Origin of the sequence: Chitinophaga lutea, from assembly GCF_003813775.1 — a bacterium.
Lineage (GTDB): Bacteria > Bacteroidota > Bacteroidia > Chitinophagales > Chitinophagaceae > Chitinophaga > Chitinophaga lutea.
This window is the reverse complement of sequence record NZ_RPDH01000002.1, coordinates 905592-925802: the sequence shown is the minus strand read 5'-3', so window position 1 is coordinate 925802 and position 20211 is coordinate 905592. Positions and strand designations below refer to the sequence as shown.

Sequence of the window (20211 nt, the reverse complement as noted above, 5' to 3'; positions counted from 1 at the left end):
CGTATATTAGCGCCCTGAAATTAACCTTTTGAATTACTAACAAAAAATCTAAATCGTGCGTATGAGAAGACTACTACTCGTAGGAGTATGTCTGCTATTGTGCCTTTCCACCGCGCTCGCCCAGAGCCGGACTATCAAGGGAATGGTCTCCGATCAGACAGACAACTCACCCCTCCCCGGCGTAACAATCGGCATTAAAGGCACCAACTTAGGCACCATTTCCGGAGCCGACGGTTCATTTACCCTCAATGTGCCCGACCACGCCAAAATCCTGACATTCTCATTTTTAGGCTATGAAACGAAGGACATCGCCGTTCCGGCCGGTAACCAGCTGCTGGTAAAGCTGCTGAGCGACCAGAAAAGCCTCGACGAGTTTGTGGTAACGGGTTACAGCGTAAAACGCAAACGTGATGTGAGCGGCGCCGTATCTTCCGTACAAAGCAAAGACATCCAGAACCTGCCCGTACAGAGCTTCGACCGTGCCATGCAGGGTAAAATGTCCGGCGTACAGGTAATCGCCAACAACGGTATTCCCGGCGGCGCACTGAGCGTACGCGTACGTGGTCTCGGTTCCATCAATGCCGGTAACGACCCGTTGTACATCATCGACGGGGTGCAGGTAAACTCCGGCGACAACACCCGTAACTTCCCCTCCGCCAATGCCCTTTCCGCACTGAACCCGGACGATATCGAGTCCATCGACGTGTTGAAAGACCCTGCCAGCGCCTCTATCTACGGTGCGCAGGCGGCCAACGGCGTTGTGATCGTGACCACCAAAAAAGGCCGTGCCGGTAAAACCAACCTGAGCGTTGGCGCTTACGGCGGTTTCAACGGTCCGATCAAAGAGCTCGACCTGCTGACTACGCCCCAACTGGTACAGCTGGGTTATGAATCGCAGGTGAACCGCTATGGTAAAGCCACGGCGGACAACTGGCTGCAGAGCACCTTCGGCACCTCCAAATTCGACACGCTGCCTACATACGATTGGCAGGATGTGCTGATGCGCAAGGGCCAGATCCAGAACTATGAGCTGGCGCTGAGCGGTGGTAACGAAAAAACGACGTTCTATCTCTCCGGTTCCATGCACAAGTTCGAGGGCCAGGTAATTGCCTCCGACTTCACCCGTGGTACCATGAAGCTGAACCTCAGCCACAAGGTGAGCAACAAACTGGAAGTATCCACCGGCATCCTCGCGGCGGTGAGCAAACAGAACGGCGTATCCGGCGCGGGTGGTTTCTCCAACCCGAACCGCGGCGCTATCCTGCTGTGGCCCGGCACCGGACCCTACACCAAAGACGGCGACTTTAACGAGCCCCTGTTCGGCGCTTATTACATCAACCCGCTGAAACAGTTTACGTTCGACGATTACAACGCGCGTAACCTGAAGATGCTCGGTAACCTGAACCTGATTTATTCCATTACGCCTACCCTCACTTACCGCGGTACTGTCAATATTGAGTACGGCGACGTGAAAGAGCACCGTTACCAGGATCCCCGTACGATCGACGGTGCGCCTTCCGGCAGCGTAAGCGATTTTAATACCGAAATCCTGAACTGGCAGACCAACCATACCCTGAACTTCAACAAGATTTTCAACGGTGTGCATAAAGTGTCTGCTTTGATCGGCGGTGAATACCGTTACAACGTACAGCGCGGCCTGAATGCCGGTGGTAGCGGTGTTCCCAGCTTTGAGTTCGCCACGCTCGGCGCTACGGCGGTGCCTGATAATCCGGGCTCCATCTTTACCGACTGGAAAATGCTGAGCGGATTCGGTCAGGCTTCTTATACCTACGACGACCGCTATACCGTAACCGGTACCCTTCGCCGCGACGGTTCTTCCCGTTTCGGCAAAAACAACCGCTATGGTATGTTCCCCTCTGTGGCATTGATGTGGAGAGCTTCCCGTGAATCTTTCCTCAGCAACGTGAAAGCGATCTCCGACCTGAAACTGCGTGCATCTTATGGTGTAACCGGTAACAGCCTCATCGGTAACTATCCCAGCCGCCAGCTCTTCGGCCTCGGCGGTACCTACGAAGGTTTGCCCGGCGCCGCGCCCACTGCGCTGGCCGTGCCGGACCTGACCTGGGAAAGCAACCACTCTTACAACTTCGGCCTCGACATTGCGTTGTTGAAAAACCGCATCATGTTCACCACCGAATACTTTATCGCAGACCGTAAAAACCTGCTGCTGACCAAACCCCTGCCGATCACCAGCGGTTTCGCCTCCATCCAGCAGAACGTAGGCAGCCTTCGTAACAAAGGGTATGAGTTCGAACTGAAAACCGTGAACCTCGATATCAACGATTTCCGCTGGGAAACCCGCTTCAACTTCACGAAAGTGAAAAACGAAGTGACCAAGCTGTTGCCCGGTCAGAACAACATCGGTACCGCTATCGTCGTGGGCCGCCCCATCAACTCGATCCTGACCCAGCAATGGGCCGGTATCAACCCCGGTGACGGCCGCCCCATGTGGTATGATACCCTGGGTAATATCACCTACCAGCCTGTTGCCCGCGACCGTAAGTACCTCGATGCTACGCTCGACCCTACCTGGTTTGGCGGTCTCACCAACGAGTTCACTTATAAAGGTCTTACGCTCCGCATCTTCCTCCAGTACTCCGGCGGCAACTACCTGCTGAACCAGGACGAGCTGTTCTCTTCCCGTGCAGGCAGCACCGTAGACAGGAACCAGTATGCTTCCCAGTGGAGAAGGTGGCGTAAACCCGGTGATATCACCGACGTATTCAAACCTTACTACGGCGGCACCATCCCTGGCACTACCTCGGCTTATTCGATTTCTGACCGGTATTATGAAAAAGGAGATTATCTCCGTATCAAAGACATCACCCTGTCTTACAGCCTGCCGAAACGCGTATTGTCCAGGTTCCATGCTGCTTCTGCAAGGGTTTACGTAACCGCGCAGAACTTCCACACCTGGTCTAACTATGGTGGTTTTGACCCTGAACTGCTGAACGGCACAACCGGCGACTTCGGTGTGTATCCGCAAAGCAAACAGTACACTGCAGGCCTTCAAGTAACATTTTAATCGGAACCGACATGAAGAAATTATCAGTATATATTTTATCCATTTGCGCGGCAGCGAGCGTGGCATCATGCAACAAGCTGCTGGAAACCAATCCGCGTGAGTCCATCGACCTGGAAAAGGCGAGCAAAAGTAAAGACGCCATCAAGGCGACCGTTATTTCCGCTTATGCCAGCATGCGCGCGGTAGGGTATTATGGCCGCGATTTTATCGTGCAGAGCGAGGTGTTGTCCGACAACGGCGAGATCACTACCTCGAACTCCAACCGCTTCGTGAATGAGTCCAACAACTCTCCGCGTGCGCAGGTGGCGATCTGGAATACCTGCTATACCAACATTTTCCGCAGCAACTTCATCATGAAGTACGGCCCGCGGGCCAGCGGTTTCAGCGAAGAAGAACTGGATCAGCTGATGGGTGAGGCGTTTTTCATCCGTGCTTACAACTACTTCGACCTGGTGCGGTCTTTTGCCCGCAACCCCAGGTTCCTGAACGGCTTCGACTACGGTGTGCCCATCGTTACCGATGCGTTGCTGGATGTGACCAACCCGGAGTTCCCCGGTTATCCGTCCCGCCCGAAAGTAGATGCCGTATATGCACAGATCGTCAAAGATCTTGACTCTGCAGTTGCCCGCCTCGGCAAATCCGAAGTAACCGCAGGCATCGTTGGTCCTTTTCGTGCGTCCAAACTGGCCGCCATCGCCCTCAACAGCCGCGTGAAATTATACCGTGGCGACTGGGCCGGCTCCGAAGCAGATGCGACAACCGCCATCGGCATGATCGCAACAGGGTTCAACACCCCGAAGCTGAAAGTGGAATTCGTATCAGACAGCGCCACCTATATGTCCAAATGGGGCAACCTCCACCCGGAAATGATTTTCGGGCTGAGCTTCGAAGCATATGAAGCATTTGGTTCCGACGCTATCCAGTCGATTTTTTACAAGCATCCCATCCTGGGCGGGTACGGCGACATCACGCCCCGTGCCGGTTTACGGGCTGATTATTATACCGATAATGATCCCCGCTGGAAATCCTTGCTGAGACCCGTGACCAAGAGCGGCCAGGCGATATTTTCCTGCCTGAAATGGCCCGGCGCCAAACCTTTCCAGGGCGGCGACGACATCATGCTCATCCGCGCCAGCGAACTGTACCTCAACCGCGCAGAAGCGAGAGCGATGCAGGGCGGTAAAGATGTGGAAGCGCTCGATGACCTGAATAAAGTACATACCCGTGTTAAACTGGCCCCCCTGGCCGGCCTGACCGGTGATGCACTGACTGCTGCCATCCTCCGCGAAAGAAGGATAGAACTGGCTTTCGAGGGCCACCGCCTGTTCGATCTGATGCGTACCGGCCGCGACATTGTAAAATCGGCTGCCACGACCATTCCGAACACCGACTATAAACTGGTGGCACCTATTCCGCAGGCAGAAGTGGACGTGAACAAAAACCTGCTGCAGAATCCTAACTATTAATCATCCGGAAAAAGCATGAATATGAAGTCTAAAATTATTACTGGCGGTGTGATGGTGTTGCTCACCATGGCTTTCGGCTGCAAGAAAGAGGATTACACCTATAAGGGCCCCTCTGTGATAGAGTTTTCAAACCCGCCCGGCAACGTGAATACAAGAACCATTTATACGGCCAACGCTCCGGTGGTAGACAGTGCGCTGATCCAGCTGATCGGCGCGCAGGTAAGCACCGAAACAAAAATCGGCTGGGATACCACCACCACCACGGCGGTATTGCCCACGGACGTGCAGCCTGTTGGCACATATGGACAAGCCAGCATCCCGGCTAATTCCAGCCACGGCAAAATCGCTTTCACCCTTCAGCCCACCGCAGCCGGTAAAAAGCTGGTGCTGGTGCTGAAAGACGGCGACGTTAAAGCCAGCGTAAATGCCAAAACCATGACCTTCAACGTAACGGCTGTGCCTGTAGACTGGTTCCTGACCGGCACTACGCTCACAAAAACGGTTAAACCCACCGCCACTACCGGTAACGACACCATCCGCGTGCGGATTACCGCTGCCGCGGCGAGGTTCAAACAGGCCGTTACTTTCGATTACACCATTAAAGCCGGTTCTACCGCAGTGGAAGGCACCGACTTTACGTTTGTAACACCGAAAGGCAAAGCGACCATCCCTGCAGGTGGCGGCGATGCCGTGGTTGTGGTTAAATTCAACCCGGTAACAGCCAGCAAAAAGCTTGACCTGCTGCTGTCTTCCGCACCCGGCATTTCAGTGCCCGCAGCGAGAAATACATTCAGCTTTACGGTGAACCCGTAAATCTGGGGAATAATCTGTTCAGAAGAAAGGGCTGCCCAACCGGGCGGCCCTTTTACATGTATGCTGAAACCGGGTGTTTAACATCGCATTTCAGTTTCCGTCATTTAGCCATCGTTGCATGCACGATACCGGATACAGGGATGCCTTCTTTTCGGCCGTGCTACGGCACAAGGTGCCAATAGCCATCCGGCCTGCTGCAACTGCACATAAAAAAGCCGCTTCGTATATGGAAGCGGCGCTCTGTGTATATCGTTTCGGGATCAGTCCTTTTTAAAGGCGATCTTATCCCCGTATTTAATCTTCTTCTTATCGGTATACCCCGCGTTCACTTCCACCACATACTGCGCTTTCTTGAACGAAGGAAGGCTTTCCTCGGAGAGCGGCGTGGCGTACTTCTGGATCGATACAATTTCCAGGTTGCTGTCTACATACAGAATATCCAGGGAAATATAGGTATTCTTCATCCAGAAGCTTTGTTCTTCGGCAGCGGGGAAAATAAACAGCATCCCCACGGAATCGGGCATGCTTTTACGGTCCATCAGGCCGCGGGCGCGCTCTTCGTCAGTTTCCGCAATTTCAATGGAGATGGTGCTGATCGTGTCTCCTTTCTCTTTGCTGATGAAGGATAACACGCCTTCTTTCTTAAAAGCCGGCCCGCTGTCTGCCGGAGGAGGGGCAGGAGTGGTGCTCACCGTGGCCGCCGTATCGCCGGTGCCCTGGTTGCCCGTGCCGGGCTGGTTCTGGCACGATGCGAAGTACAGGCTGGAGATGATCAGAAGGGGCGCCATCATTTTACAATTCATCATTTGTTTTGCTTTTGAGCATTGAAGATAGGAAAAACTGAAAAGAGGAAAAGCAACGCCTTTCCTCTTTTAACAAATATTCTGAACGGCCGTTATCAGCCTGCGAGTTCTTCTTCTGAAAATACCACGCCGGAATAATCCTTCACTTCGTTGTACACCGTATCCCTTTCCACCGGCGTTCTGCCAGCCTGTTTGATGAGCATGGCCAGCTGTGCGGTGTTCATGGAGGGGGATTGTTCTTCGGAGCCGGCCATGGAGTAAATCTTCGTGGTATCGTCGATGGTGCCGTCGAGGTCGTTGACGCCGAACGACAGCGTAAGCTGCGCGGTATTGCGGCCCAGCATCGGCCAGTAAGCCTTGATGTGGGGGAAGTTGTCCATATACAGGCGGCCAACGGCATACATTTTCAAATCCTCGATGATCGTGGATTCGGGGATGTGCGCCATCTCGTTGTCTTTATTCCTGAATTTGAGGGGGATGAAGGTGTTGAAACCGTGTGTTTCATCCTGCAATTGCCGCAACCTTTCCATGTGATCCACGCGGTGCCAGTACTGTTCGATGTGGCCGTACAGCATGGTGGCGTTGGTGACCATGCCCATGCTGTGCGCGGTTTTGTGAATGTGCAGCCATCCTTCGGCATCCACCTTGTCGTGGCAGATCTGCGTGCGGATGTCCGGGTGGAAAATTTCCGCGCCGCCGCCGGGCAGCGACTGCAGGCCGGCTTCATGCATCATGCGCATGCCTTCTTCCACGCTGACCTTCGCCTTGCGGAACATGTAATCCAGTTCCACGGGCGTAAACCCTTTGATGTGCAGGTCGGGGCGGTGAGCCTTGATCCGGCGCATCAGGTCCATGAAGAAATCGAGATTCATTTTGGGATGCACGCCGCCTACGATGTGCACTTCCGTGACGGGCTGGCCGTCGTATTTCTTGACGATGTCGAGCATCTCGTCGATGCTGAGCTCCCAGCCTTCCTCGCGGTTTTTATAGAGCCTGGAGTACGAGCAGAATTTGCAGGTAAATACACAAACGTTCGTAGGCTCAATATGGAAATTGCGGTTGAAGTAAGTTTTGTTGCCGTGCTTGCGCTCACGGACGTGGTTGGCCAATGCGCCCAGCAGCCCGATATCTCCCTTCTCGAAGAGCGTGATGCCGTCTTCCTGCGTGAGCCTTTCTTCCTGTAATATCTTGTCAGCTATCCTGCGGATGTCCGTGTCGAGAGAAGGTGCTGCCAATAATGTCTGAAGTCCGGGCGTTGCGTTAGTCGTCGTCATTTTGCTTTCACTATTTTATAAGTCCTCACCTGTTGGCTGTAAAATAACTTCACAAAGTAAACACCATTTAGGGCATTTACCAAATCAATTGTCGTGCGGTTACCGTTGCGCACAACAGGTTGCACGGTGTAATACAGCCTGCCCGCCGCGTCATATACCGAGATGCCTTTCAGGTCTTCCGGCCAGGTTTTGAACTCGATAAAGAACTGCCGTGTGAAAGCATTCGGCCAGATGAGGATACCTTTTTCGTTGAGTATCCGGTTGATATCCTTCTTTACAATATTGATATCGTCGATGTAAACATTGTTCTCGTAGTTGGAGGTATTGCGGAACACCACCCTGAATTCCTGGTTGCCGGCCACGAAGGGGGTAAGGTCCACCGAATCGGTGCGCCATTCCGCCGCCGTGGGCACAAATTCCTGGCCGGTGGGCGTTTGCCGGGTAATGAGTTTGGCGCCCCATTTTTTATAGCCGGTGGGGATGAAAGTAGCCCCGCAGTCTTTCGTAATCAGCACTTCCAGCGTATCCCAGGGATTGGTGGGCGTAGTGGTGGAAGTAGTGGTGGCGGCCGCCACGTCGAAGCGGAGCCATACCGAGTCCGCACCCGAGGCATTCACCACGGGCCCGATCAGATCGTCCACCTGGTCGTTCACCGCGTATCCCAGGTTGCGCATCATGGCCGAAGTGCCGCTGCCTTTGCTGCCGGTGGTGGCTTTTTCCCAGGTGAAACTGCGGTCGGGGTTCCGGAGGCTGAACGCTACGGGCGGGAACACGCCGGCTTCAAACGTTTCCCGGAAAGGAAGGTTTTTGGCCGCGTAATAGCTGAATTCCACCGTACTGGTATCGTTTTCCGGCTGTTCGTCGGCCGCGCCGTTGGGCAGGTGTGTATAAGCTTTCAGAACAGACACGCCTTCCGCCGCCTGCAACCCGGGCAGGTTCACCCCCGTTTCAGCGAGGGAAGCGAGGTTGCCCGTCCAGCTGAAGCTCACGGGCGCGCCGTTGTTGACGGTATAGCGGATGGTGACCTGCGTAAGGGCGCTGGTGCCGCGGTTTTTAAGGGTCACTACGGGCGACTGGTTGGCGCCGCAGCGGTATCCTTCCGGCTGTTGTATTGATGAGATGCCGGCATCGCGCGCCTTGAGGTTCACCGCCTGGCAGCCGTTGGAGCTCAGCAGCGAAAGACGCTGTGCGTCCAGCGCGTTGCGCATGCGGTCGGTTTGCCCGGTGGTAAAGAGGAACATGCAGGCATCGTTCACATAATCCATGTAGTTCATGAACATCACGCCGGGGGCCGCGGCGGTACAGGCGTCCGTCAGCGGGAAATTGGGGCAGCCGTAGTTCTGGTCGCCCTGGCGAGGGGTATCGTCCACGCCGTCGTCCTGGTTGCAGGTGCCGCCGTCATCACCCCAGATGTGCCGTAAACCGAAATAGTGGCCGATCTCATGGGTGAGGGTACGGCCGAGGTTAAAAGGCGTGCGCGCCGAGCCGGTGCTGCCGAATGCGGTGTGCAGCACCACCACGCCGTCTTCATCCGCCGGGTACACGTTGCCCGGAGGGGTGGCCACACCGAGGTAATTGTCGGTGAGGGAGCATACCCAGATGTTCAGGTATTTGGTGGGATCCCAGGCGTCCGCGCCGCCGGTGGAGCTATGCTTCACGTCGCGGGCGGCTCCTTCGATCGAAAAGGAGGAGCGGGTGGTGGTGGTACGGGTGATGCCGGTGGTAGGGTCGCCGTCCGGGGAGCGTACCGCGAGGCAGAACTGGATTTCGGGATTGCCGATGATGGCCTGCCAGGCGGCGGGCACTTTATTGATATCGGAATTCTGGGCAATGTAATCGAGGTTCACGCTGGCCAGCTGGTTCATGATCTGCTGGTCGGTCACCTGGGTGGGGTTCTGCAGCACGATGTGCACCACTACGGGGATGGTGACCCTGGGGTTGACCCGGAAAAGCCGGTTGTCCGGCCGGGCTTTCCGCAGCTGCGTTTCCACGGACTCCACTTTCCGGGCGAGGGAAGGGTGTTTGCCGAGCAACTGCTGCAGCGCCACATCGGTACCGCATTTCCTTTGCGCCGACGCGCTCAGGCAGGCCACCACAAAGAAAAGGATCAGGGTATAGCTACGCAAATTCAGGATATTTCAGGTGATAGTGATTTCAAAGCACAGTCCGCACTTATTCTCCCGTAAATGTACTGACCGCCGGTGAATTCTGATAAAAATTTCGATCAGCGGCCTGTTTTTCAGGATAAGTTAACTTAAAGCTCCGGCAATACAGCCGCACATCAAACAGGCGATGGTGCCCCCGATGAGCGCCTTCACGCCCAGTTCGGTGAGGTTCCTGCGCTGGTTGGGCGCCAGCTGGCTGATACCGCCAATCTGGATGCCGATAGACGCGAAGTTGGCGAACCCGCACAAAGCATACGTGGCGATCAGCAGGGACTTCGGGTCCTGGATGACGTTGTTGTGCTTCATTTTGCCGAGCGACTGGTAAGCGATGAACTCGTTGAGCACGGTCTTTTCGCCGAGCAGCTGCCCGACGGCCAGCATATCCTGCTTCGACACGCCGATGAGCCAGGCCACGGGGGAGAAAATGTAGCCCAGTATCATTTCGAGCGACAGTTCCTTATACACGCCACCGCTCATGGCGGCGATCTGCGGGTTGAGGTTCGTCTGGTTACCCGCCCAGCCCAGCATGGCATTGGCCACGTACATGAGGGCCGTAAACACGATGAGCATGGCGCCCACGTTCACGGCCAGCTTCAGGCCGTCGGTGGTGCCCAGGGAAAGGGCGTCGAGGAAGTTATCACCCAGCTTTTCGCGGGGCACGTAGAGGTCTTTCGAAATGAGGTGGTCCTGTGTTTCCGGGAACAGTATTTTCGAGCATACGATGGCCGCCGGGGCGCTCATGATGCTCTGGCTCAGCATGTGCAGGGCGAAGTATTCCTTCTGGGTGGGATCGCTGCCGCCCAGCATGCCCACATAAGCCGCCAGCACGCTGCCGGCGGTATTGGCGAAACCGCCCACCATGATACAGAGTATTTCGGAGCGGGTCATCTTTTCGAGGTAAGGCCGGATCATCAGCGGGGCCTCCGTTTGGCCCAGGAAGATATTGGCGGCGGTAGACACGCTTTCCGCACCGGAAATTTTCAGTTTATTCAGCAGGTAGGCAAAAACGTACACGATTTTTTGCAGGATGCCGAGGTAGTAGAGGATCGAGGAAAGGGCCGCGAAGAAGATGATATTGGGCAATACCTGCACGGCGAAAATATACCCCCAGCTGAGGCTGCCGTCGGCCAGGCTGCCGAACATGAATTCGGTGCCTTTATGGCTGATGTTGATGAGTTCCACGAATGAGCCGGACACGGCCGAAAGGGTGTCTCGGAAAACGCTGGGCGAGCACCACTGCATGTAGACGGACAGGGTGAGCAGTATGCAGGCGGCCAGTATCGTCCACTTCAGCAGTTCGAGGTTCCTTTTCTGCAGTATTTTGATCATCGCTACGATGGGTATCAACCCGGCTGCGAAGGCCACGGCAGGGAAGGGGAAGGTTTTCATCCGGATGATGCCGAAGAAGAACCCCGCCAATCCGGCAATCGCCAGCGCCCAGCTCAACACATCGGTGGGAAGCTGAAATCCTTCCACGGTTTTCCGCCGTACCCGGTTCACGATGAATACCACGATCACCACACCGAACATGAGCCAGAAAGCCGGCTGCCCGCCCACCTGGGTGTTCAGCACACCCAATGCGAACATCACCTGGGCACACACCCCGATCAATACGAGCTTCCAGCTGATAGCCCGCCGGTTGTTGCTGAGCAGGTAACAAACCATAATAAGAAAGAACATGCCCAGTGCCCCGCGGACAATATTTTCCCAATGTAACATGAGGTTGATTTGGGGGGCAAAATAAGGGAATATGTTCATATGAAAAGCGGGGCGCGCAAAAAAAGCGTGTGCGGGTCAACGTTTGGGGCAAGGGGGAAGGGCTGCATCCACGACAAAAGCGGGCGCTGAGCATCGCTTGATGACTACCTGCCGGAGGCAGGTGCCCGGATAAAAAAAGGGCTGTATCAAAATGATACAGCCCTCGAATTTCTATGTAGACCGGAACCTGTTAGAGGTTCGCCTGAATTTTCTTGTCAAGCACCGCTTTCGGCACTGCGCCTACCTGCTTGTCTACTACCTGGCCATTTTTGATGAACAGGATAGCGGGAATGCTCGTAATACCGTAGTTCATGGAGATCTGCGGGTTGTTGTCCACATTCACTTTGCCGATGTTCACTTTACCATCGTAGTCTTTAGACAGTTCCTCGATCACGGGACCGATCGCACGGCAGGGACCGCACCATTCTGCCCAAAAATCCACCACGGTCAGTTTGTCCGAGTTCAGCACGGTGGTTTGAAAGTTCGCATCTGTGAATTCTAAAGCCATTTTTATAGATTTAAAAGTTTAAAATTATTTATTAAATGATTGGTTCTTAATGGTTTCGTTTCGGTTGGCGTTCCGAATCGCTCTGCAATATATACAAAAACTAAACCGGTGTAAAACTACTGCTTTTTTGACATGGCTACTTATTGATTGTGTCGATATAGACATCGATATCCGGTTGTACATCCAGGAAATGCGCCAACTCGTCATTCATTTCGATATGCCGGTTGAAGGTATGCAGTTTTACCTGCAGTTCTTCCTGCTGATCGATCAGCTGCATCGAAATCTCGCATTTGCCGGGGTATTTTGCGGCATTGTCCACCAGGAAGTCCACGATTTCAGCCGTAATGAACTGCGCCTGTGTAATGAGGAATAATTTCCTCGTGTGGGTGCGTTTTACCTCCTGCAGCAGCTGCATGCTCTGTACCTTGAACTCGTATTCGTTCTCGTTGAAACGTTTGGGTTTGAAAGCGCCGTTCACATACAGGCAGATACCCTGCTTGAAGTGGGTGGTGAACCGCAGGTAATCCTCGCTCCAGAGGGCGAACTCGAACTTGCCGGTATAATCCTCCAGCGTCATGATGCCGAATTGTTTGTTGTTCCGCGAAATCCTTTCCACGGCGCCGGTCACATACACCGCCATCCGGAACGAACGTTCCTTGCCTTTGTTGTTGTCGGAAGGTGTGCTGATCTGGGTCTGGTATTCGAGCACCTCGGCGATGGTGGACATGTTGTAATATTTCAGCTCGAACTTGTAATCGTCGAGCGGGTGGCCGGAAATATAAATGCCGGTTACATCCCTTTCGTTGTTGAGTTTGATGCTCAGCGGCCAGGGGTCGCAGTTCGGTATTTTGGGTACCTGTATCTCCGGCATCAGCGCGTCTCCGAACAACCCGCCGGACGACTGGCTGCCGGCCTGCGCCTGCTGCCCGAATTTGATGATTTTTTCCAGGCCGTTGCTGTTGTCGCCGTCTGCCTTGAAGAAATACTGGGCGCGGTGCAGCTCGGGGAAGCAGTCGAGCGCGCCGGACATCGCCAGCGCCTCCATGGATTTTTTATTCACGGCACGCTGGTTCACCCGTTTGATCATATCAAACACGGTGGTATACGGGCCGTTCTTTTCCCTTTCTTCGATGATGTTCTCGATGGCCGCTTCGCCCACGCCTTTCAGGCCCGCCAGGCCGAAGCGCACCTGGCCCTTTTTGTTCACCGCAAAACCTTTGTACGATTCGTTCACGTCGGGCGGCAATACGTCGAGGCCCATCCGTTTACACTCTTCCATGAAGAAGGTGATCTTTTCCAGGTTGCTGGCGTTGTTCAGCACGGCGGCCATGTATTCGGGCGGGTAGTGGGCCTTCAGGTAAGCGGTCTGGTAAGCCACGAAGGCATAACAGGTGGAGTGGGATTTGTTGAACGCGTAAGACGCGAACGCTTCCCAGTCGGTCCACACCTTGTCGCACATTTTCAGGTCGTGGCCGTTGGCTTTACAGCCTTCCATGAACTGGGCCTTCATTTTGTCCAGTACGGCCTTTTGTTTTTTACCCATCGCCTTACGGAGAATGTCCGCATCCCCTTTGGAGAAGTTGGCCATTTTCTGGCTGAGGAGCATTACCTGTTCCTGGTATACGTTAATGCCGTAGGTTTCCGCCAGGTATTCCTCCATCACCGGTACGTCGTACGTAACGGGCTCGAGCCCGTGCTTACGGCGGATGAAGGTGGGGATATACTCGAGCGGGCCCGGACGGTACAGGGCGTTCATGGCGATAAGGTCGGCGAATTTATCGGGCTTCAGCTCGCGGAGGTACTTCTGCATACCCGGACTTTCAAACTGGAAGGTAGCGTTGGTTTCCGCTTTCTGGTAGAGTTCGAAGGTCTTTTCATCGTCGAGCGGAATGTCGTCGATCACGATGTCCACACCGTGGTTCTTTTTGATCATTGCCAGCGCGCCTTTGATGATGGTGAGGGTTTTCAGCCCCAGGAAGTCCATCTTGATAACGCCGGCGCTCTCGATCACGTTTCCTTCGAACTGGGTCACCAGCAGGTCCGAGTCTTTGGCGGTGGTAACGGGTATCAGTTCCGAGAGATCTTTGGGGGCGATGATGATGCCCGCCGCGTGAATGCCCGTGTTGCGCACGGAACCTTCCAGCACGCAGGCTTCGCGGAGCACTTCCGCCTGCAGGTCGTTGCCCTTGATCAGCTCGCGGAGTTTTTTCACGTTCTCGATATCCTCGCCGGCGAGGCCTTCCTTGTCGGCAAGACTCTTATCGCCTTCGAGCGGCGCATTGAAGATGCGGCTCAGCTGGATGCCGGGTTTGTCGGGCACCAGCTTGGCCAGGCCGTTGGAGTCCTGCAGCGGCAGGTCCATTACGCGAGCCACGTCCTTGATACTCATTTTGGCGGCCATGGTACCGTAGGTGATGATCTGCGCTACCTGTTGTTTGCCGTATTTCTGAACTACGTAGTCGATTACTTTCTGACGGCCTTCGTCGTCGAAGTCCGTATCGATATCGGGCATGCTCTTACGTTCCGGGTTGAGGAACCTTTCGAACAGGAGATCGTATTTGATGGGGTCGATGTTGGTGATGCCGATGCAGTAGGCTACGGCCGAGCCCGCTGCGGAACCACGACCGGGACCGATGAATACGCCGAGGTCGCGGCCGGCCTTGATGAAGTCGGACACGATGAGGAAGTAACCCGCAAACCCCATGTTCTCGATTACATTCAGCTCGAAGTTGAGGCGCTCCTCGATCTCCGGTGTCATTTCAGCGTACCGTTTGTGTGCGCCTTCCATGGTGAGGTGGCGCAGGTACTGGTCCTGCGTGAAAAACTCCGGCGGAATGGGGAAGTTGGGCAGCAGGATGTCGCGCTTCAGGTCGAGCAACTGCACCTTGTCGACGATTTCATTGGTATTGTCGATCGACTCCGGCAGGTCGTGAAACAGCTGCGTCATTTCCTGCGTCGTCTTGAAATAAAACTGGTCGTTGTAGAACGCGAAGCGTTTGTTTTTTACGCTCACGTCATCGTCCGAAAACTCTTTATTGGTAGGCGTGCTTTTCTTTTCGCCGGTGTTGATGCAGAGCAGGATGTCGTGCGCGTTGGCGTCTTCCTGGTCTACGTAATGCGAATCGTTGGAGGCGATGATTTTCACGTTGTATTTCCGTGCGAACTTCACCAGCGACTCGTTTACTTTGATCTGTTCGGGGATACCGTGGCGTTGCATTTCCACGTAAAAGTCCTCCCCGAAAATATCGAGCCACCATTTGAATTCCTTTTCACCTTCTTCTTCTCCTTTTTTGAGGATGGTTTTGGGTACGGAAGCGCCGAGGCAGCAGGTGGTGGCGATGAGGCCTTTGTGGTACTGGAGGATGAGCTCTTTGTCGATACGGGGATATTTGCCGTAGAGGCCTTCCATATATCCGAGCGAGCAGAGTTTGATGAGGTTGCGGTATCCTTCGTCGTCTTTGGCCAGCAGTACCTGGTGATAGCGGATGTCTTTTTCTTCCCTTGTAAATTGCCTTTTATGCCGGTTTTCCACCAGATAAAATTCACAACCCACAATAGGCTTCACTTTCAGGCGTTTATCTTTTGGATCTTCCGGATTCAGCTTGTGATTGTACGCTTCCGCTACGAACTGGAACGCGCCGAACATGTTGCCATGGTCGGTGATAGCCAGGGCCGGCATGCCGTCGGCCATTGACTTTTTGTAGAGCCCCTTGATATCGGCAGCCCCGTCCAGCAGCGAAAACTGCGTGTGTACGTGCAGGTGGGAAAATTTCATCTTCGGTTCTTAAAAGCGGTTAAATACATCGTGTAGCAAGCAACAAAAATCGGCATTTTTTTTATATTGCAGGCATTTTAAAAATGTGCAAATGACGGGAAGAACGGGAAAAACATATCTTACCTTACCACTGGCGGCGCTCCTGTTTACCGGCTGCGCCTTGTTGAAGCCGAAGCAGCAAACGGTAGCAAAGGAGGAGAAAGAGGCGGCGCCGGCGGATATTGAGTTTATTGACGGCATCGCCATCGCCCGTGACGGAAAAACCTCCAAACACGAATACAAGGGCCGGAACACGCCCGTGAAGAATGTGCCGTATGCCGTAGGCGGCATAGAAGAGGCGAGGCCCTGGCAATTCAAATATGCCCAGCTGCTCGATCTGCCGGTGGAAAACGTGGTGAATGAAAAGCTCTATTCTTTTATCGAGGAATGGTGGGGCACGCCTTACCGCCTCGGGGGCGCCACCAAATCGGGGATCGACTGCTCCAATTTTGTGAATACCCTCATGGGCACGGTTTTCCAGATTTCCCTGGCCGGCAATTCCATCCAGTTATACAACCAGGTGCAACGCCTGAGCAAACGCAAGGAGCTCCAGCTGGGCGACCTCGTGTTTTTTGCGATCAACCGCAAGAAGCGCATTTCCCATGTGGGCATCTACCTTGAAAACGACCGTTTTGTGCATGCCTCTTCCAGCGCGGGCGTGATCATCAGCGATCTCCGCGAGCCTTACTGGGTAAGGTATTACGCGGGGGCGGGGAGGATTAATTAGGAAACGGCTTCCACCGCCGAGTCGGCCCTCACTGCAAAAATATTGAGCTGTTGCTCGAACCCTTCGCGCCGCCTGTTGTTCAGGTAGGGGTAGTCCACATTGTCCGCCGCTTCGCGGATGTAATAGTCGAACCCGTTTTCGCGCAGCAGCTCCAGCATTTCGGTGAGCTCGTTGCTGTGGTTGATCTGGCCGTGATACTCCAGGAAGAGATGTTTCACGTTCCGCAGCAGGTGGGCGCAGTCTTTCAGCACGGCGTATTCCGCGCCTTCGATGTCTATCTTCAGGAAATCCACCGGTTCCCGCAGCAGGTCGGCCAGCCGGGTGCAGCGAACGGCCGTTCCGCCGTCATCCGCGATTTTACTGCCTTCACCGCCGCGCGAGTCGAACGAGATGTGCCCGTTATGCACCCACACGGCTTTGGGCCGGAGGTCGAGCTGCGCTTCGTTATAAGGGCGCAGGTTTTTTTGCAGCAAATCGAAGTTGCGCGCGTCCGGCTCGAATGCGGTGATGCGGCTCTGCGGATAGAGCTTCAGGAAATACAGCACGCTCAGGCCGATGTTGGCCCCGCAGTCGATAATACGCGGAGCCGGATTGGCGGCCTCGAAGCGGTAGATTTCCCGGCCCATGATCTCGTCGAGGGCATGCATGAGCTCCCAGGAGCGGAAGAACCATAGTTTGTTCCTGTCCCAGCGGATACAGCTGAGCTTTTCCTGTGGTAAATGTTTCAGGTACTTGACGGTCCAGTAAGATAGCGCGCGGCCCTTTCCGGATGAAGGTTTCAGGTTTTTCAATATTCCTCTCGTCAGGTTACCTATGAAGGAGGATGATAATGGCATATGAATTAAAGAATAATATCTTTGTTGATCATAACGGCACAATGACTACACCCGCAATATCGATCTGCATTCCTGCCTACCGCCAGCCGCGGCTCCTGCAGCGATGCCTCGAAAGCATCCAGCAGCAGCACTTTAAAGATGTTGAAGTCGTGATTACGGACGATTCACCCGACGATTCGGTGAAGCAGGTGGCAGCCGCATTCGGTGGTGTGTTCCCCCTCACATATCAACATCACGCTGTGGCACTGGGTTCCCCCGAAAACTGGAATGCCGGGTTAATGCTGGCTAAAGGCCGTTACGTTAAAATTATGCACCAAGACGATTGGCTGGCGCATCCCGATTCTCTCAACAAGTATTATGCCGCGTTGGAAAATAACCCCGCCGCGCAGTTCGTTTTTTCCGCCTGCACCAATGTGGACGAACAGGGGTATCAAACCCCGCACGCCGCCACAGCCGGGCAACTGGCGCAACTGGAGCGGGAGCCGGAATGCCTCCTCCTGGGAAATTTCATCGGCGCCCCGAGCACCGGTATGTTCAGACGGGAACCTTTGATCGCTTACGACGGACGAATGACATGGCTCGTGGATATCGACCAATACATCCAATTAATGTATTATAAAAATAAGGTCGCATACATCCCCGAACCGCTGGTGAATATCGGCATCCACGGCGGCCAGGTGACGCAGGCCGTGCAGCACGACCCGGCAGTGGTTATCCGGGAACATTTACTGCTGTTATCGAAACTCAAAACCCCGGTACTGCGCCGGTTGCCGTACTTCGATTTCTGCTGGCGCCTGCTGCGCAACCACCGCGTGCGCCCGGTGGACATGCTGGAGCAGCTGGCCGGCGGCCTCCCCATCCCGAAACCGCTCCGGATCATGACCGGCTTCCAGGTTCGGGTTCCGTACGCGGTACTGCAAAACGGCCTGGTATCTAAAAGTATGATGTTGCTGGCTTACTGTTGTTCGAGAATGAATAAGAGATAGCTGCCTTCCTGAAAAAGTCCGGGCCCCCGGAAAATGGAGGCCCGCATCTACCCCGTCATCAGCTTCAATTGAAGCCGGTTCCCTTTATATGAAGTTTCTTTAGTATGTAATAAAGCTATTGATAAGCAATGCTTTAGGGGAGCATCTCCGAAGCCCCTCCGGGGATGCGCCGGGGATGCGCCGTAGATGGAGCATAGATGAAGCGTAGATACCCCTACCTGCAATTGTGTTGCAATTTCGGTGAAAGTGCCGACGGCGACTTAAAGAGTAACCCGGGTATAAGCCCGCCTTTAACGGTTAATGAAGGAGAAACCCGGCTCGTCATGGCTTATCCCCGGTCTCTCTCACGGATGATCACAAAAATGACCTCCGGTCGAATGCACAGCACGCCGGCAATAGCGGCATGATCACTTCCGCTGCAACCGCTTCATCACGATTTCGGTCGCTTCGGTGACGTCTTTGGACAAATTGAAGTACAGCACCGTTCCGAGAAACACGCCGGTAAATATGACGCTTCTCACGATGATGCTGAGATAATCGTTCGAGATGCGGATATACCGGCAGAGAAAGTAGGTCACCGCGGCCACAAGCAGGATCAGAAAGAGGTTTTTATTGAATGGGGTGAGTTTGAATTTGTAGTACAGGAAGCCCACGCGGATGGAGTTGAATATGACGATGCCCGCGAAGTTGGCGATGGCCGAACCTTCCAGCCCCAGCCATTTCAGGAACAGGATGTTCATCGGGATGGCCACACAAAACTGCGCCACGCTCGAGAAAAAGTCGACCCGCCAGTAGTTGGACGTGCCCAGTATCTGCGAATTCACGCCGAAACTCATTTCCACCACCCGCATCAGCCCGAGGATCATCAATACGAGCCCGCCTTCGTAATAGATAGGCGGCAGTTCCAGGATATCGAATGCGGCGTCCGCATTCAGGGTGACCACGGCGAAAATCAGCGTGGCATAGGTAAACATGGCGTTGGCCGACCGGGCGTAAATGCTCTGGATGGCGGGAATATTTTTGTCTTTCCACGACTTGGCCAGCACCGGGATGGAAATGGCTACGATGCTCCGTTGCGGGATGATGATGAGGGTGCTGATATAGGTGAAGAATTCGAACACAAAGCCGTAGTCAAGCCCCTTTACGCTGGAAATGGCAAGATTGTCGATGTTGCCCGCGATCACCCCGAAAATGGCGGCCAGATACAGCATGCCGTTGAAAGTAACGATGTGTCGCGATAATTTCCGGGTCACGTTGCTGATGCGGAAAGAAAAGATCAGGTCGCGCTGCCGGTACAGGTAGATCACCAGCACGGTCAGCAAAATGCCATATGTCAGGCTGTATCCCCATACATAGGATGGCAGGCTCAGCACGCCGGTGATGAGCAGTATCCCCAGCACGAGGTTCAGTATCCGGAGGGCGACTTCCTTGAGAAAGATCGGGAAGATGGATTTATACTGGTTATAGGAGAAGTTTTCGAAGGCGGTGAAAAAAAGATAAAACATGCTGAAAGGCAGCAGCAGGTAGTAGTAGTCCACCACGAAAACGCTTTTGGTGCCGAACTTCCGCACCACCAGGTCGTGCAGGAAAAACGTGCCGGCGGCGGAAAGCAGGAAACCGATGCTGCAAAGCATCAGCACGAGCCCGAACACATCGCGTTTCGGCGCGGGCAGCAGATCGCGGTAATAAGGGTAGAACCGGTTCATCATGGTCACGGAGCCCAGGTTGGATACGGCGTACACGATGGCGGCGATACTGATGAAGAAGCGGGTGAGCCCGAGGATGTTGGGATCTACCAGTTTGGCAACCAGCAAAACATAGATGCCTCCGATACCAAAACCAATATATGTGATGAGAGTGGACTTGATGCTTTGATTACGGATAATGCCCATAGATATACCTGCCGGCTGCTTTATTTGCGCAAGTTTAATAATTTATGGCGGATAAAAACGGAATTCACGGCAATATTCCCGGTAATTATGTGGGTGTGCCGCTTTCCGCTACTTTTGACGCGC

At 54.3% G+C, this 20211-nt stretch carries 13 protein-coding genes; 5 read left to right on the top strand and 8 right to left on the bottom strand.

Annotated elements, in window-relative coordinates:
* Nucleotides 1–61: 61 nt before the first annotated feature.
* From EGT74_RS16000 to EGT74_RS15990, 3 genes are read left to right on the top strand one after another with little or no spacing between them, the layout of a single operon-like run.
* The gene (locus EGT74_RS16000; protein WP_123847586.1) at nt 62–3046 is read left to right on the top strand and encodes a SusC/RagA family TonB-linked outer membrane protein; all 2985 of its coding nucleotides are present in this window, start codon (nt 62–64) and stop codon (nt 3044–3046) included.
* An 11-nt stretch (nt 3047–3057) separates the two neighbouring features.
* Nucleotides 3058–4512: a RagB/SusD family nutrient uptake outer membrane protein gene (locus EGT74_RS15995; RefSeq protein ID WP_123847585.1), complete on the top strand. Its 1455-nt coding sequence runs from the start codon at nt 3058–3060 to the stop codon at nt 4510–4512.
* A 21-nt stretch (nt 4513–4533) separates the two neighbouring features.
* Nucleotides 4534–5325 (top strand): hypothetical protein, encoded by a 792-nt coding sequence (locus tag EGT74_RS15990; protein ID WP_123847584.1) that lies wholly within the window; start codon nt 4534–4536, stop codon nt 5323–5325.
* Nucleotides 5326–5585: 260 nt separating this feature from the next.
* Here the strand turns inward: EGT74_RS15990 and EGT74_RS15985 are convergent, their stop codons facing one another.
* The 6 genes from EGT74_RS15985 to dnaE form a co-directional block, all read right to left on the bottom strand.
* Complete coding sequence (locus tag EGT74_RS15985) at nt 5586–6131, bottom strand: DUF192 domain-containing protein (RefSeq protein ID WP_246008229.1); 546 nt, start codon at nt 6129–6131, stop codon at nt 5586–5588.
* Nucleotides 6132–6223: 92 nt separating this feature from the next.
* Nucleotides 6224–7402, bottom strand: a complete 1179-nt coding sequence (gene mqnE / locus EGT74_RS15980; RefSeq protein ID WP_123847583.1) for an aminofutalosine synthase MqnE — start codon at nt 7400–7402, stop codon at nt 6224–6226.
* Nucleotides 7399–9528, bottom strand: a complete 2130-nt coding sequence (locus EGT74_RS15975; RefSeq protein ID WP_123847582.1) for a M43 family zinc metalloprotease — start codon at nt 9526–9528, stop codon at nt 7399–7401. Before EGT74_RS15975 ends, mqnE begins: the two co-directional genes overlap by 4 nt.
* Nucleotides 9529–9651: 123 nt before the next feature.
* On the bottom strand, nt 9652–11286 hold the full coding sequence (locus EGT74_RS15970; protein ID WP_220392889.1) for a NupC/NupG family nucleoside CNT transporter: 1635 nt from the start codon (nt 11284–11286) through the stop codon (nt 9652–9654).
* 229 nt (nt 11287–11515) lie between these two features.
* Nucleotides 11516–11833, bottom strand: a complete 318-nt coding sequence (gene trxA, locus EGT74_RS15965; protein WP_119080426.1) for a thioredoxin — start codon at nt 11831–11833, stop codon at nt 11516–11518.
* Nucleotides 11834–11969: 136 nt separating this feature from the next.
* A complete protein-coding gene (gene dnaE, locus EGT74_RS15960) occupies nt 11970–15608 on the bottom strand; it encodes a DNA polymerase III subunit alpha (RefSeq protein WP_123847580.1) in 3639 nt (1212 codons plus the stop codon).
* Between the two features lie 91 nt (nt 15609–15699).
* Here dnaE and EGT74_RS15955 point away from each other — a divergent pair, with 91 nt between their 5' ends.
* On the top strand, nt 15700–16374 hold the full coding sequence (locus tag EGT74_RS15955; protein WP_123847579.1) for a C40 family peptidase: 675 nt from the start codon (nt 15700–15702) through the stop codon (nt 16372–16374).
* On the opposite strand, the gene EGT74_RS15950 is transcribed toward EGT74_RS15955, so the two are convergent.
* Nucleotides 16371–17210 (bottom strand): FkbM family methyltransferase, encoded by an 840-nt coding sequence (locus EGT74_RS15950; RefSeq protein ID WP_123847578.1) that lies wholly within the window; start codon nt 17208–17210, stop codon nt 16371–16373. The genes EGT74_RS15955 and EGT74_RS15950 overlap by 4 nt on opposite strands.
* Before the next feature lie 41 nt (nt 17211–17251).
* On the opposite strand from EGT74_RS15950, the gene EGT74_RS15945 reads away from it, so the two are divergent.
* Nucleotides 17252–18196 carry a glycosyltransferase family 2 protein gene (locus EGT74_RS15945; protein ID WP_158618179.1) on the top strand — a complete coding sequence of 315 codons (945 nt, stop codon included), beginning with the start codon at nt 17252–17254 and terminating at the stop codon, nt 18194–18196.
* Nucleotides 18197–18603: 407 nt separating this feature from the next.
* Here EGT74_RS15945 and EGT74_RS15940 read toward each other — a convergent pair whose 3' ends face one another.
* Nucleotides 18604–20088, bottom strand: a complete 1485-nt coding sequence (locus EGT74_RS15940; RefSeq protein ID WP_123847576.1) for a lipopolysaccharide biosynthesis protein — start codon at nt 20086–20088, stop codon at nt 18604–18606.
* Nucleotides 20089–20211: the final 123 nt, after the last annotated feature.